Raw genomic sequence first — 13,742 nt, 5'->3', positions numbered from 1 at the left:
GATGACCAACCAGCCGTATCAGGGCTACGACGGGTACGACGGACGCCGCGAGGGCCACGAGGGCTACGAGGGCTACGACCCCTATGGCGACCCCTACGGCCGGCCCCGGCATCAGCCCCAGCGGCCTGAGGACCAGGTGCAGCAGGGGCAGGCGCAGGCGTGGCCCGGTGGGCAGCAGGCGTACGACGATCCGCACGCCGCCCAGCAGTACACGCAGCAGTGGCAGGGACAGACGTGGGAGACGCGGATGCAGCCGCCGGTCCCGCCGACGGCCGCGGAGGAGACGTCGTACCTGCCCCCGCAGACCGGACAGGTTCCGCAGCCCCCTGCCGCCCCGCGGGCCCCGCAGTCCTCACAGATCGCGCAGACCCCTCCGGGACATGCCGGATACGCGGGTCGGGGTGACGGCGGCATGCCGAGCGGGCCCGCGGTGTACGCGGGGTACGGGGTGGCCTCCACCTACGAGGCGCCGATCCCCGCCTCCGCCCCGCCTGCCGCACCCCCGGCCCCCGACGCTCCCCATCTCCGTCCCCACCCCCACCCCCATCCCGCTCCCACTCCGCCTCCCGCTCCCGACGCCCAGGGCGGTCCCGGGTACGGGTCCGCCACCCTCGCCGGGAACGCCCGGGTCACGGACGCGCAGCGCGCCCGCGCGGAGGGGCGTTCGCCGATCATCGAGCCGGGCATGCAGCCGGCGGCGCTCACCGCGCTGCTGGGGCTGCTGCTCGCCGGCGGGGCGGCGCTGGGCACGTACGCCCTGCTCGTACCGCTGGTGGCCCTCCAGGGGCTCACCGCGGCCGGCTGGTTCCGGCTGAACGGCATGTGGCCCGCGCGGCAGGGCATCGCGCTGGGCTTCCTCGGGGCGCTGGTCGCGGACGTGGCACTGCTCGCGTCCGACCGGTCGCCGACGGCCGTCCTCGGCACGCTCGGCGTGTGGGTGCTGCTGTCACTGGTGCTCCAGCTCCGGTCGCACGCCGATCCCGACGAGCGGATGTACGGCCTGACGGCGACGGTCGCCGCGGCCGCGCTGGCGATCGTGGCGAGCGGCTACCTGGCGGCCGACGCCGACGCGGTGACCGTCGGCGGGATCGCTGTGGCGGCGGCGGTCGTGGCACGGGCGCTGCCCTTGCCGACGCCGGCGTCCGTGGTGGCGGCGCTGCTCGTGGCGGCCGGTGCGGGTGCGCTGGCCGGCGGGACGACGGGGTTCGGCGCCTCGGGCGCGCTGATCGGCGCGGGCGCGGCGGTCTGCGCCCTGATCGGCCACCGCGCCGCGAGCTACGACTACCCGTCCCGGTTCGTCCACTTCACGGCCGGAGTGGCCCTGCCCCTGGCCGCGGCGGCACCGGCGGTGTACGCACTGGGCCGCGTGGCCGGCTGACGTGGTGAGCTGTGCCTGTGACGGGTGCCCCCGGCGGGTGCCCCCGGCGGGTGCCTGTCACAGGTGATCGACAATTCCGGGGTTCTCCCGGCCGGGAGGGTTACTCTCGCGCAGGACGGCTGCCCGGTCGTCGGCCCGGTTGTCGGGGGACTGCCGTCGAAACGCACCTAGGTGGGGATTCAACCGCATGCGCGCACTGCGAATACTGCTGATCATCGTCGTGATCCTGGGCGGGATCTTCGTGATCGTCGACCGCCTCGCGGTCAACTTCGCGGAGGGCGAGGTGGCCGACCGGCTCAAGGCGAGCGAGAACCTCAGCACCGCCCCCGACGTGTCCATCAACGGTTTCCCCTTCCTCACCCAGATCGCCGGCGGCTCCCTCGACGAGGTGCAGATCGGGATCGAGGAGTACGAGGCCGGCACCGGCGACGGCGCGCAGAACATCCGGATCGACGATCTGCGCGCCGACATGAAGGGCGTCGCGTTCTCCGGTGACTTCGGCTCCGCGACCGCCGCCGACGCGATCGGCACCGCGAGCGTGACCTACGACGAGCTGCTCAAGACCGCCAAGTCCGAGTCCACGGACGTGGGCCCCGGGGTCACGGCCTCCGTCGTAGGCCTGACCGACGGCGGCAACGGGAAGCTCGAGGTCGCGGTGGAGGCCACCGTGCTCGGCACCAGGCTGCCCGAGCCGGTCACCGTCCTCAGCTCCGTGACGGTCGTGGACGGCGACACCGTGCGGGTCCGGGCGGACTCCCTGCCGTCGTTCGGCGGCGTCGAGATGGCCGAGGCGCGGGTGCGGGAGATCACCGACTTCGAGCAGAAGATCGACGGCCTGCCCGGCGGGATCGAGCTGGACAAGGTCGAGGCGGGGAAGTCCGGCGTCGACATCACCGTGCGGGGTTCCGACGTCCGGCTCGCCGGGTAGGCGGGTAGGCGGGCAGACGGTCGGGCCGGCGGGTCCGACGGACCTCGGGTGTCCGGCACGTGAGACAGGGGAGTCCGTAGAGCAGCCGCGAGAGTGGGCGCGGTCGGGCCCGGGGCGGGAGGCGGCGGGCTCGGTGCTCCCAGGATCCCGCATCGCGGACAATCTTGTCTCAGCATGCGACACGGCGGTGACACGCCCGCCCCGCCCTCCTTACGATCGACGGCATGCAGTGTCAGACGAGCGTCCTCCGAGCGCGGGGACAAGCGGATCTCACGAAGCGGCGGGCAGTGGACCTCTGCCGCGTCGCCGCCATGCTCTGTCGGCCTTTCTGAGCGGACGCCCCGCCGTCCGCGTCCCCACCTCGCCCCGCCGAGGTGTATCCGTGCGCCCGCTCCCGTCGGAGTGGCCGCGCGCTCTCGCACTCGCACGCCCTGCCGCAACTGCCCCGGAGGAGACAGAGCATGAGCCGTAACGACGTACTGGTCGACGCAGACTGGGTCCAGGATCACCTGGACGACCCGAAGATCGCCATCGTCGAGGTGGACGAGGACACCACCGCGTACGAGAAGAACCACATCAAGAACGCCATCCGGATCGACTGGACCAAGGACCTCCAGGACCCGGTCCGCCGTGACTTCGTCGACCAGGCGGGCTTCGAGAAGCTGCTGTCGGAGAAGGGCATCTCCAACGACCACACGGTGGTCCTCTACGGCGGCAACAACAACTGGTTCGCCTCGTACGCGTACTGGTACTTCAAGCTGTACGGCCACGAGAACGTCAGGCTCCTCGACGGCGGCCGCAAGAAGTGGGAGCTGGACGCCCGCGAGCTGGTCCCCGGCGACGAGGTCCCCGAGCGCGCGAAGACGGACTACAAGGCCAAGCCGCAGGACCAGTCCATCCGCGCCTACCGTGACGACGTCGTCGCCGCCATCGGCGCGCAGAACATCGTCGACGTGCGCTCGCCCGACGAGTTCAGCGGCAAGCTGCTCGCGCCGGCCCACCTGCCGCAGGAGCAGTCGCAGCGCCCCGGCCACGTGCCGAGCTCCCGGAACATCCCGTGGTCGAAGAACGCCAACGACGACGGCACCTTCAAGTCCGACGAGGAGCTCAAGGCCCTCTACGAGGACGAGCAGGTCGACCTCTCCAAGGACACCATCGCCCTGTGCCGCATCGGTGAGCGCTCCGCGCTGACCTGGTTCGTGCTGCACGAGCTGCTGGGCGTGGAGAACGTCAAGAACTACGACGGCTCCTGGACCGAGTACGGCTCCCTCGTCGGCGTGCCGATCGAGCTCGGCTCCGGCAAGTAGGCCCCGCCCGGACCACGACCCCGACCCCGACCAGACCACTAGACCAGTTCAGGAGTACGCCATGTGCGGTGCGAAGGCCGGTGGCCCGGACGCCTCGACGATCAAGCCCGGCGAGACCACCATCCAGGGTCACGTGACCCGTGACGGCGAGCCGGTGACGGGCTACGTCCGTCTGCTGGACTCGACCGGCGAGTTCACCGCGGAGGTCCCGACCTCCGCCACCGGGCAGTTCCGCTTCTACGCGGCGGAGGGCACCTGGACCGTCCGCGCCCTGGTGCCCGGCGGTACCGCGGACCGCACGGTCGTCGCCCAGCAGGGCGGGCTGGCCGAGGTCGCCATCGCGGTGTGAGGGCTCGCCGAAGGGCCGCGTTCCCCGGGGGACGCGGCCCTTCGGCACACCTGCGTATGCGCACCTGCGCGCCCGCGGCCCCGGTTCTACGCTGGAGGCATGTACGCGCGCAGGCGGCATGTCTACTTCGTCATGATGGGCACGTGCCTCGCACTGTTCCTCCTGGCCTGCGGTGTCGTGCGGCTCTGGTCGGTGCCGGTGGCCGTGGGCATGTGCGTGGTGGCCATGGTCATCCCGCCGTTCGCCGCCGTGGTCGCCAACCGGCGCGGCCCCGAGGACCGCTGGTGGGACGACCCCTCGGGCGACCCCGAGTCCGACGCGTGGTGGGACGAGCTGGACGGGAGGAAACGGCCGCGCTAGAACAGCGGCCATGCCCCCGACGAAGCTGTCCACCGTCGTGCTCGACGCGCACGACGCCCACGAACTCGCCGGTTTCTACCTACGGCTGCTGGGTTACGAGGTGCGCGCCGAGGAACCGCACTGGGTCCTCATCGGCCCGCCGCCCGGCACGGAGGGGACGGCACTGGCCTTCGAGACGGAACCCGCGTACGTGCCGCCCGTGTGGCCGACCAGGAGTCCGGGCGACCAGCAGATGATGCTGCACCTCGACATCGAGGTCGACGACCTGGCGGCACAGACCGCGCGGGCCGTGGCCGAGGGCGCCCGGCTCGCCGAGCAGCAGCCCCAGGACGACGTACGCGTCCTGTTCGACCCCGCGGGACACCCCTTCTGCCTGTGGACGCGGGCCGGTCAGTAGACGAGGGCCTGCGTGTCGTCCGCCAGTGCCTCCTGGACGAACACCTGGGCGCCCGCGATGCGTACGCCCGCGATGACGTCCTTCTCCGTGATGTCCCGGCGCGCCGCGCACTGGGTGCACAGGGTGAGACGGCCCCCCGCGACGATCGAGTCCAGCAGGTCGGGCAGCGGCGCCGCGTGCGGCAACTCGAACTCCGCGGCCCTGCCCGGCAGCGCGAACCACGCCGACTCACCGGTGAGCCACAGCGAGACGTCCACCCCGCTGGCCACCGCCACCGCCGCCACCGTGAACGCCTGCGAGCAGCGTTCGGGAGCGTCGGCCCCCGCGGTCACCTTGATCACGAGCTTCTTCGCCATGCGCGAATCGTAGTCACCCTCATCCCTCCGTACCCGCGAGCCCGCCGCCGGGTGACCGCAGGTCCCGGCCGCCACCCCCGCCGCCGGGTGGGTGCACGACGGGGCCGGGGGCCGGCCGCGTAAGCTGGGGGCTGCCCTGTGCACACGTCATGCACCGCACCCCGCTCAAGGAGCATCCCGTGGTTCTCTTCTACGAAGCCCTGCTGGTCCTGGTCGCCGTCGGCGTTCTCGCCTTCGCCGGGCTCGCCGTGAAGAAGCTGTACCAGGGTCAGCGCTGACCGCCCACTCCAGGAACTGTCACTGATGATCGAGATCCCGTCCGACCTCCACAAGGACCTCGTACCGCTCGCCTTTCTGCTCGGCGACTGGGCGGGCGCAGGCGTGCACGACTTCCCCGGCGCCGAGAAGTGCAACTTCGGGCAGGAGGTCTCCTTCACCCACGACGGCCGGGACTTCCTGGAGTACTCCTCCCGCACCTGGGTGCTCGACGAGGACGGCGGCAAGGCCCGGCCGCTCGAGTCCGAGCACGGCTTCTGGCGGATCGACGCCCAGCGCAAGGTCGAGGTCACGATGACCCGCGACGACGGCGTCATCGAGATCTGGTACGGCGAGCTGGCCCACCAGAAGCCGCAGATCGACCTGGTGACGGACGCCGTGGCGCGCACCGCCGCCTCCCGGCCCTACAGCGGCGGCAAGCGGCTGTACGGCTACGTCAAGAGCGACCTGATGTGGGTCGGCGAGAAGCAGACCCCCGAGGTCGAGCTGCGCCCCTACATGTCGGCGCAGCTGAAGAAGGTCGTCACCCCCGAGGACGTCGAGCGCTGGGCCAAGGCCCTGCCCGACGACATGCCGGACGACGGGATCGCCTTCTTCAAGTGAGTTCAGCGCCTCACTGATTCCCTCGCATCCCCCGGGACCGCACTGGCCGGGGGATGCGGCGCGTGGTGTCCCGATGGAGTGTGCCCGCCTGGACGGGGGTTAACAGAAATCACCGCATGGCAATGCTCTTGCTTGCGGGCGGCCTGTGTGGCTACAGTGTCGATGTCTTCGTGGAGCGGGTTACGGGGCTTCGCGAATGCGCGGAGCCCCGGTCGCACTACTTCTACGACCGGGGCTCCGGAGGCTGTGTCCTGGGTGGCTTGCGATGCAGAGGCGAGCCCAGAACGTTCGTCCACGACATTAGCACAACGCACACAACGAGGCGCTGGGGGAACTGTGAGCAATCGCCTGCCCGAATGGATGCTGCGGGACCTGTCCCTGCCGCGACTGCGGCGGTACATCCGCGCCGTGCACGGCGATGCCCGGGCCGCCGAACGCCTGTACTGGTGGAACGTCGAGGCATCTGCCGCCCTGCTCGGCCCGCTGCACTGCCTGGAACTGGCGCTGCGCAACGCCCTGCACAACGCGCTCGCGCGCCACCACGGCAGACCGGACTGGTGGGCGGCGGCGCCGTTGAACGAACGTGGGCACAGGCTCGTGAACGATGCGCGCCGTACCTGCGCGCGCCGCCTGAGGCGGGTCACGCCGGACGACGTGGTGGCGGAGCTGTCCTTCGGCTTCTGGGTCTCGCTGCTCAGCCATGGCTCGGGCTACGACCGGCACTTCTGGGTGCCCGTTCTGCACTCGGCGTTTCCGCATTACCGCGGCCGCCGTGACGGCCTCTACCGTGAACTGACCTCGTTGGTCCTGCTCCGCAACCGGGTCATGCACCACGAACCGGTGCACCACCGGCACCTCTCCGCCGACCATGACACCATCTATCGGGTGCTCGGGTACCTGAGCCTGGAGCTGGCCAAGGAGTCGAGGGCCATGGACCGGTTCCCGTCCGTGCTTGCCGGCCGGCCGGCCGTCCTGAGCGGCGTCCGCCCGCCGCGGTTCTGAGGGAGGAAGCGCTGTGACGGACTTCGACGCACGACGGGCCGGCACAGGTGCTGGGGCGGAGTTCGCCGACGTGCTCGTCTCCCGTTCCGACATCGCGCGGCTCACGGGAGTCAAACGTCCGGCCGTCACCAACTGGGAGCGTCGGCACGCGGACTTTCCCCGACCTGTGACCACCGGAGCCGGAGGCGGTGAAGCAGCCGGTGCCGAGGGCGAGCGGTTCCGCGCCGACGCGTTGCTGGCCTGGCTCTCCGGACGGACCGTTGCCGTGAACGCCCTGCGCCCGGGCGAGCCGTCGGGGACGACCTACGGCGACCGGTTCCGCGCGGGTCTGACCGGGAGGGCGGGAGGCGGACTGCTCAGGGCGGTCGAGCGGCTCGCGGGACCGGAGGCGGACCGACTGCGGGGGCCCATGCCACTGGACCAGTACCTCCTGTGGCTGCTGTACCTCGTCCTGAACCGGATCGTGGAACCCGGCGAAGGCCTGCCCAGGACTGTGGACGACTTCCGCGGGATGGCGCGGGACCACGGCCCGCCCGGAGAAGTGGTCCCCCGTCAACTGCTGAACACGCTCGCCGACACGCTCGGCCGTACCTCCGCGGGCTCCGCGCAGGAGGGCCGCGCGGCGTTCGACCACGTCCTGGTGCTGTGGCGAGCCGCGCAGGCGCGCGAGGGCGGCGCTTTCTTCACCCCACCTTCCGTGAGCCGGGTCATGGCCGGGGCGCTGGCCGCTGTCAGGCCTGGGGCGGTGCGCGTCCACGATCCGTACGGCCGTACCGGGGAACTGCTCGTGGCCTACTTGGACGCGGTCGCCGCACAGGCCGGCAGCGCGCCTCCCCGGGTGAGCGGCCGGGTGCCCGAGGCCCTGGAACGACAGGTGGCGCACATGAACCTGAGGGTGCACCACGGCTTGGCCCCGCGGCTCGACGAAGGACCGCTCACCCCGGCGCACGACCCCTTCGCCGACCCTCCCGGCGCCTTCGACGTGCTGCTGACCAACCCGCCCTTCGGCCGGCGTGTGGAGAACGCGGCCCCGCCCCCGTACTGGACCTTTGGTACCGCCCGCCGGACCGAGTTCGACTGGCTGCAGTACATCGTCTCGCGTCTTGCTCCGGAGGGCCGCGCCGCCGTGCTGCTGCCGGCCGGAGCCTCCTTCAACGCCGGTGCTGCCGAGACGGTACGGGCGGGACTGGTCGAAGCCGGGGCCGTGGAGTGTGTGATCGGGCTTCCTGCCGGACTCTTCGCGCTCACCGCCGTCAAGACGCAGATCTGGTTCCTGCGGGCACCTGGCTCCGGGGAGGCGACGGATCGCGAGGTGCTGTTCGTGGCGGGTGAGAACCTCGGGTACCGCCTCACCCGGACCCAGCAGACCCTGACCGATGACGACATCGCACGGTTGGTGGGGGAGTACGTGTCCTGGCACACGGCCGGAACGGCCGGACGTCGTTTTCCGGGGTCCCCCGGGCTGAGCCGGGGGGTGGCCGTGTCGGCGATAGCCGATCGTGGTCACTGTCTGGATCCCTCGCTGTACGTCAGGCCGCCCGGCTCGGCCTCGGCCGCCCGTGCGGCCGGCCCCGTCGAGACCCGGAACCGGCTGGCGAGGCTGACCGAGGAGACCGCGGCCCTGCACGCGAGAGCGGAGGCGGCCGACGCCCAGGCGACCCGGTGGCTGAGGAGGTACGGACTGTGACTACGGCCGACGAGTTCGTGCCACCCGCCGGATGGTCGTGCAGCCCCCTGCGGGAACTCTGCGCGTCCATCCAGTCCGGGCCGGGCCCGCGTGCCCAGGACAAAGGCCATACCCGGGCGAACGGCGGGACTCCCCTTGTACTGCCCCGCCACCTTGCGGGACAGCGGATCGTCACCGAGACCGAGGAAGCCGGGGCCGACCCTGCGATCCCCCGGGACCGGGCGCGGACACTGATGAAGTACGAGCTGGCCGAAGGAGACATCCTCCTCACCCGGACCGGCACCGTGGGCCGCTGCGCCCTGGTCACCGGGGAGCACGCAGGCTGGCTGTTCCACCCCAACCTGGTACGACTCAGGCTGCCGGAGGTGAGGCGGGTGTCGGCCCCGTATCTCACTGCTTGTCTGAGCGCGACGGCCGCGCAGGACTGGATCAAGGCCCGGACGGCCGGCTCGGTCATTCCGTCGTTGAGTATCCGGACAGTGGGCGAGCTGCCCGTCCTCGTGCCGCCGGCTGCCGAGCAAGCGATGATCGGTGCCACGCTCGCCGCCCTCGACGCCAAGATCCAGGCACACAGCGGGATCGTTCGCGTGACCCGTGAATACCGCAGCGTGCTCGCCGACGCCCTGATGACCGGCACTCTGCCGGCCGAACCGTGAGCCGGCCGGGAGCACCCTAGACTCGTGGTGTGGTGAGCACCGACTGGAAGAGCGATCTCAGGCAGCGCGGCTACCGGCTGACGCCGCAGCGCCAACTCGTGCTCGAAGCCGTCGACACGCTTGAGCACGCGACCCCCGACGACATTCTCGTGGAAGTGCGGAGAACGGCGTCGGGGGTCAACATCTCGACCGTCTACCGCACCCTGGAGCTCCTGGAGGAGCTGGGCCTGGTCAGCCACGCCCACCTCGGGCACGGCGCTCCGACCTACCACCTCGCGGACCGGCACCACCACCTCCACCTCGTCTGCCGGGACTGCACCGAGGTCATCGAGGCGGACGTGGAGGTGGCCGCCGAGTTCACGGCGAAGCTGCGCGACACCTTCGGTTTCGACACCGACATGAAGCACTTCGCGATCTTCGGCCGCTGCAAGGACTGTTCCCTGAAGGGTTCAACTACCGAGTCGTAGGCTAGGAGTATGAAAAGCCCCCTGCTGACCCTGCCCGGCGCCGTTCCCGCCGAGGGCGTGGACGAAGGCGTCGCCGCCCACTACGGCGACCTGTTCCGCGAGCAGCGTGCCCTCGCCGAAGGCACCGGCTTCGTCGACCTGTCCCATCGCGGAGTCGTCACCGTCTCCGGGCCGCAGCGGCTGAGCTGGCTGCATCTGCTGCTCACCCAGCACGTCAGCGACCTCCCGCCGCACCGGGCCACCGAGGCGCTGATCCTCTCCGCGAACGGCCACATCGAGCACGCGCTCTACCTCGTCGACGACGGCGAGACGGTCTGGGCCCATGTCGAACCCGGCACCCAGGAGGCGCTGATCGCCTACCTGGAGTCGATGAAGTTCTTCTACCGGGTCGAGGTCGCCGACCGCACCGCCGACTTCGCGGTGGTGCACCTGCCCGCCGGTTCCATCGCGGAGGTGCCCGAGGGCGTCGCCGTCCGTGAGACACCGTACGGCCGTGACCTGTTCCTGCCCCGCGCCGACCTGGAGTCGTACGCCCAAAAGGCCGGGCCGCCCGCCGGTCTCCTCGCCCACGAGGCGCTGCGGGTCGAGCAGCACCGCCCCCGGCTCGGTTTCGAGACCGACCACCGCACCATCCCGCACGAGCTGGGCTGGATCGGCGGCGCGGTGCATCTGCAGAAGGGCTGCTACCGGGGCCAGGAGACGGTCGCCCGGGTCCAGAACCTGGGGAAGCCGCCACGCAGGATGGTCTTCCTGCACCTGGACGGCAGCGAGGTCCACCTGCCGCCGGCCGGCACCGACCTCCGGCTCGCCGACGACGGCCCGGACGGCCGCCGGATCGGCTTCGTCACCACGTCCGTACGTCACCACGAGCTGGGCCCGGTCGCCCTCGCGCTGGTCAAGCGAAACGTTCCGGTCGACGCCCGCCTGATGGCCGGGGACACGGCGGCGGCCCAGGAGACCGTGGTCGAGCCCTGACCCGCGTCGGGCACGACGTGGATCAGATCTCGAGGAGGACGGTGAACGGGCCGTCGTTGGTCAGCGAGACCCGCATCCGCGCGCCGAAGCGGCCCGTCGCCACCGTCGCGCCCAGCGAACGCAGCTGGGCGACCACCTCGTCCACCAGCGGTTCGGCGACGTCCCCGGGGGCGGCGGCGTTCCAGGTGGGGCGGCGGCCCTTGCGGGCGTCGCCGTAAAGGGTGAACTGGCTGATCACCAGGAGGGGGGCGTCGAGGTCGCTGCACGACTTCTCGTCCTGGAGCATCCGCACCGACCAGAGCTTGCGGGCGAGCTGCGCCGCCTTCTCCTTGGTGTCCTCATGGGTGACGCCGACCAGGACGCACAGCCCCTCGCCCTCGATCGCCCCCACCGTCTCGCCGTCCACGACGACGCTCGCGCCGTCCACCCTCTGCACCACTGCACGCATACGTCCATCATGCCGGTCGGCGAACGGATGGCCGACGGTGGTCCACGCGGGGCCCCGGGCGGGCTATTTTTACTCATTGGCCCCCATCCGGGGCGGATCGTGGGCACTCGGTCACACAGCGGCCACCAGGGGTGGCACGATGCTGACACACACCGGTCGAGGGGACGGTTGAGGCACATGAGCACACCAGGAACCGGGCAGCAGTCCGGGCCCGTCTCGTCGGCCCGGACGGGGGCGGGGGAACGCGAGTTCCACCGCCCGCCCGCACAGCGCACCGACAGCCCGGCGCTGCCCGGTGAACACCCGGGCCCCGAGCCCGCCCTGGCCGTCCGCAGCCTGCCCGAGCTGCGCACCCTGCGCCGCGACGCCCAGCGCGACGAGGCCGACCTCAGCTACGTGCGGCGGCTGCTCCAGGGGCGGATCGACATCCTGCGGGCGGAGCTGGCCCGGCGTGCACCGGTGGGCGCGGCCTCGGTCGCCGTGCCGGGCGGGACGTCCGTGGTGGAGCGGCTCGCGGAGATCCTGCGGGACACCCCGGCCCGCCAGCGTTCGTCCGCCCGCCATGTGACGCTGGGGACGCCGCAGAGCGAGCGGTACCGGCGGCTGGCGGCGGAGATGCTCGCCGAGGTCGAGCTCTCGGACCTGGACGCGCGTACGGACGGGGAGCTGATCGCCGCGATGGGGCGGCTGGTGCGCTGCGAGCAGCAGGTGTCCCGAAACCGGCAGGGCCTGCAGCGCACCGCCGACGGCTGCAGCGCGGAGATCACGCGCCGGTACCGCGAGGGGGAGGCCCGGGTCGACGACCTGCTGGTGTGAGGCGGGGCGGGGTGCCGGGCGGCCCGCACGCGGTGGCCGGGCCGTGGGCGGTCGGAAAAGCGCGCGACACCTCCTCCGGGGCCGACCTACCGTGAAGGCATGACCCCCAGCGACAAAACACCCCGCACCGACATCGACGTACGCCCGATCACAAAGACCGAGTTCGCCGACTGGAACCGGGCCCTGAACACCGGGTTCCTGCGGGAGCCCACCTCTTGCGAGGAGAACCTCGACGCGCGGCGCCGCCTGAATTTCACGCCGGGCCGGTCGCTGGGGGCCTTCGACGGCGGCCGCTGTGTCGCGACGTTCCGTTCGTTCGCGCAGGAGATCACCGCGGTCGGCGGGGCAGTCGTGCCCGCCGACGCGATCACGAACGTCAGTGTGACCCCCACGCACCGCCGGCGCGGTCTGCTCACCCGCATGATGGCGCAGGACCTCGCCGCCGCGAAGGCGCGCGGGGACGTCGTCGCGACCCTCATCGCCGCCGAGTACCCGATCTACGGCCGCTACGGCTTCGGTCCCGCCACCTGGTCCACCGAGTGGACCGTCGACGTCCCGCGCGCCGGTCTCGACCCGCGCCTGTCCCACCCGGAGGACGGCGGACGGGTCGACCTCGTGGACGCGGAGGACGTACGCAAGCTCGGCCCGGACCTGCACGAGCGGCTGCGCGCGCTCCAGCCGGGCGCGGTCAGCCGGACCGATGCGTGGTGGAAGACCGCCACCGGCGCCGTGCGCTTCCACCCGACGTGGAACGAGCCCTTCTTCGCCGTGTACCGCTCGGCGGGCGGCGAGGTCGAGGGCATGGCCTCCTACACGGCGGACGACACGTGGGGCGACTCCAAGCAGCCGTTGAACACGGTGCGGGTGGACTGGCTGCTCGCGGTGAGCCCGGCCGCGGAGCGGGCCCTGTGGCGCTACCTGTGCTCGATCGACTGGGTCGTGAAGGTGAAGAGCGGCTGGCGGGCCCCGGACGACCTGCTCCCGCTCCTCCTGCCGGACCCGCGCGCCGCCGCCGTGACGACGCAGGCGGACTGGCTGTGGGTGCGGGTCCTGGACGTCGTACGGGCGCTGGAGGCCCGGACGTACGAGGCGGCCGGGTCGCTGGTGCTGGAGGTGGCCGACGGTGCGGGGCTGGCCGGCGGGCGCTACCGGCTCCAGGCGTCGAAGGACGGCACCGGGACCTGTGCGGCGACCACCGACGACGCCGATCTGGCCCTGGACGTCGCCGAGTTGGCGCCGCTGTGGCTGGGTGACGAGTCGGCGGTGCGGCTGGCGGCGCTGGGCCGGGTCCGGGAAGAACGAGCGGGCGCCGCCCGTGAGGCCGACGCCCTGCTGCGTACGTCCAGGCGACCGTGGTGCCCGGACATATTCTGAGCGCTGCCGCTGCCGCTGCCGCGCTCCCTCGGCGGTGCTTCCTCTCCTCCCTTCCTCCTCCCTCTCGTCCGGCGGGTGCCGGTGCACCCGTAGCTGTAGCCGTCCTCGTGCCATCCGTAGCTGTTCTCGCGGTTCTTGCTGTTCAGTTGTGGTTGTGGTGGTGCTGACCGACCGGGTTCCCGGCTCCCCTCCGGAAGGGAAGCCCGGTCGGCGGCTCGAGGAGTGGCCCCCACTGTCACCGTGATGGCCAACCTCCTGAGAGATCGACCATGTTGCTCAAGTTGGCGACCAACTTCTCTTCACTTATCTCCGCTTGGATGCGGCTCATAACCACCTTTCGCTGAACTGACGAAAGATGGCGAG

17 protein-coding genes are annotated in these 13,742 nt (G+C 71.5%); 15 read left to right on the top strand and 2 right to left on the bottom strand.

Annotated features, from left to right (window positions below; translation table 11 throughout):
* The first annotated feature begins 1 nt into the window (after position 1).
* The 7 genes from ACWZEH_RS15790 to ACWZEH_RS15760 all read left to right on the top strand — a co-directional run bounded on the left by ACWZEH_RS15790 (position 2) and on the right by ACWZEH_RS15760 (position 4,719).
* Positions 2-1,378: a hypothetical protein gene (locus tag ACWZEH_RS15790; protein WP_456199066.1), complete on the top strand. Its 1,377-nt coding sequence runs from the start codon at positions 2-4 to the stop codon at positions 1,376-1,378.
* Between the two features lie 187 nt (positions 1,379-1,565).
* A complete protein-coding gene (locus tag ACWZEH_RS15785; protein WP_456199064.1) occupies positions 1,566-2,306 on the top strand; it encodes an LmeA family phospholipid-binding protein in 741 nt (246 codons plus the stop codon).
* A 224-nt stretch (positions 2,307-2,530) separates the two neighbouring features.
* Entirely contained in the window at positions 2,531-2,638 is a 108-nt protein-coding gene (locus ACWZEH_RS15780) for an Ms5788A family Cys-rich leader peptide (RefSeq protein ID WP_350849312.1), read from the top strand.
* A 129-nt stretch (positions 2,639-2,767) separates the two neighbouring features.
* Entirely contained in the window at positions 2,768-3,613 is an 846-nt protein-coding gene (locus ACWZEH_RS15775) for a sulfurtransferase (protein WP_456199063.1), read from the top strand.
* Between the two features lie 61 nt (positions 3,614-3,674).
* On the top strand, positions 3,675-3,962 hold the full coding sequence (locus ACWZEH_RS15770) for a DUF1416 domain-containing protein (RefSeq protein WP_042174833.1): 288 nt from the start codon (positions 3,675-3,677) through the stop codon (positions 3,960-3,962).
* A gap of 99 nt (positions 3,963-4,061) precedes the next feature.
* Complete coding sequence (locus tag ACWZEH_RS15765) at positions 4,062-4,322, top strand: DUF3099 domain-containing protein (protein WP_456199061.1); 261 nt, start codon at positions 4,062-4,064, stop codon at positions 4,320-4,322.
* Positions 4,323-4,332: 10 nt separating this feature from the next.
* On the top strand, positions 4,333-4,719 hold the full coding sequence (locus ACWZEH_RS15760; protein ID WP_456199060.1) for a VOC family protein: 387 nt from the start codon (positions 4,333-4,335) through the stop codon (positions 4,717-4,719).
* Here the strand turns inward: ACWZEH_RS15760 and ACWZEH_RS15755 are convergent.
* A complete protein-coding gene (locus ACWZEH_RS15755; RefSeq protein ID WP_384015761.1) occupies positions 4,713-5,075 on the bottom strand; it encodes a DsrE family protein in 363 nt (120 codons plus the stop codon). The genes ACWZEH_RS15760 and ACWZEH_RS15755 overlap by 7 nt on opposite strands.
* Positions 5,076-5,378: 303 nt before the next feature.
* On the opposite strand from ACWZEH_RS15755, the gene ACWZEH_RS15750 reads away from it, so the two are divergent.
* The 6 genes from ACWZEH_RS15750 (at position 5,379) to ygfZ (ending at position 10,741) form a co-directional block, all read left to right on the top strand.
* A complete protein-coding gene (locus ACWZEH_RS15750) occupies positions 5,379-5,954 on the top strand; it encodes a heme-binding beta-barrel domain-containing protein (protein WP_456199058.1) in 576 nt (191 codons plus the stop codon).
* A 336-nt stretch (positions 5,955-6,290) separates the two neighbouring features.
* Positions 6,291-6,956 (top strand): hypothetical protein, encoded by a 666-nt coding sequence (locus ACWZEH_RS15745; protein ID WP_456199056.1) that lies wholly within the window; start codon positions 6,291-6,293, stop codon positions 6,954-6,956.
* A gap of 13 nt (positions 6,957-6,969) precedes the next feature.
* Positions 6,970-8,643, top strand: a complete 1,674-nt coding sequence (locus ACWZEH_RS15740; RefSeq protein ID WP_456199055.1) for an N-6 DNA methylase — start codon at positions 6,970-6,972, stop codon at positions 8,641-8,643.
* Positions 8,640-9,299 (top strand): restriction endonuclease subunit S, encoded by a 660-nt coding sequence (locus ACWZEH_RS15735; protein WP_456199053.1) that lies wholly within the window; start codon positions 8,640-8,642, stop codon positions 9,297-9,299. Before ACWZEH_RS15740 ends, ACWZEH_RS15735 begins: the two co-directional genes overlap by 4 nt.
* A gap of 29 nt (positions 9,300-9,328) precedes the next feature.
* The gene (locus ACWZEH_RS15730) at positions 9,329-9,766 is read left to right on the top strand and encodes a Fur family transcriptional regulator (RefSeq protein ID WP_055626043.1); all 438 of its coding nucleotides are present in this window, start codon (positions 9,329-9,331) and stop codon (positions 9,764-9,766) included.
* A gap of 9 nt (positions 9,767-9,775) precedes the next feature.
* Positions 9,776-10,741, top strand: a complete 966-nt coding sequence (gene ygfZ, locus ACWZEH_RS15725) for a CAF17-like 4Fe-4S cluster assembly/insertion protein YgfZ (RefSeq protein WP_456199050.1) — start codon at positions 9,776-9,778, stop codon at positions 10,739-10,741.
* A gap of 22 nt (positions 10,742-10,763) precedes the next feature.
* Here ygfZ and dtd read toward each other — a convergent pair whose 3' ends face one another.
* The gene (gene dtd, locus ACWZEH_RS15720) at positions 10,764-11,189 is read right to left on the bottom strand and encodes a D-aminoacyl-tRNA deacylase (RefSeq protein ID WP_456199049.1); all 426 of its coding nucleotides are present in this window, start codon (positions 11,187-11,189) and stop codon (positions 10,764-10,766) included.
* Positions 11,190-11,366: 177 nt separating this feature from the next.
* Here dtd and ACWZEH_RS15715 point away from each other — a divergent pair, with 177 nt between their 5' ends.
* Both ACWZEH_RS15715 and ACWZEH_RS15710 read left to right on the top strand, forming a co-directional pair.
* Complete coding sequence (locus tag ACWZEH_RS15715) at positions 11,367-12,005, top strand: RsiG family protein (protein WP_456199048.1); 639 nt, start codon at positions 11,367-11,369, stop codon at positions 12,003-12,005.
* 99 nt (positions 12,006-12,104) lie between these two features.
* Positions 12,105-13,379 carry a GNAT family N-acetyltransferase gene (locus tag ACWZEH_RS15710; protein ID WP_456199047.1) on the top strand — a complete coding sequence of 425 codons (1,275 nt, stop codon included), beginning with the start codon at positions 12,105-12,107 and terminating at the stop codon, positions 13,377-13,379.
* The last annotated feature ends 363 nt before the right edge of the window (positions 13,380-13,742 follow it).

The organism is Streptomyces yamdrokensis, assembly GCF_053890455.1.
The sequence above is the reverse complement of the archived record's forward strand: the minus strand, read 5'-3'. Positions and strand labels throughout refer to the sequence as shown.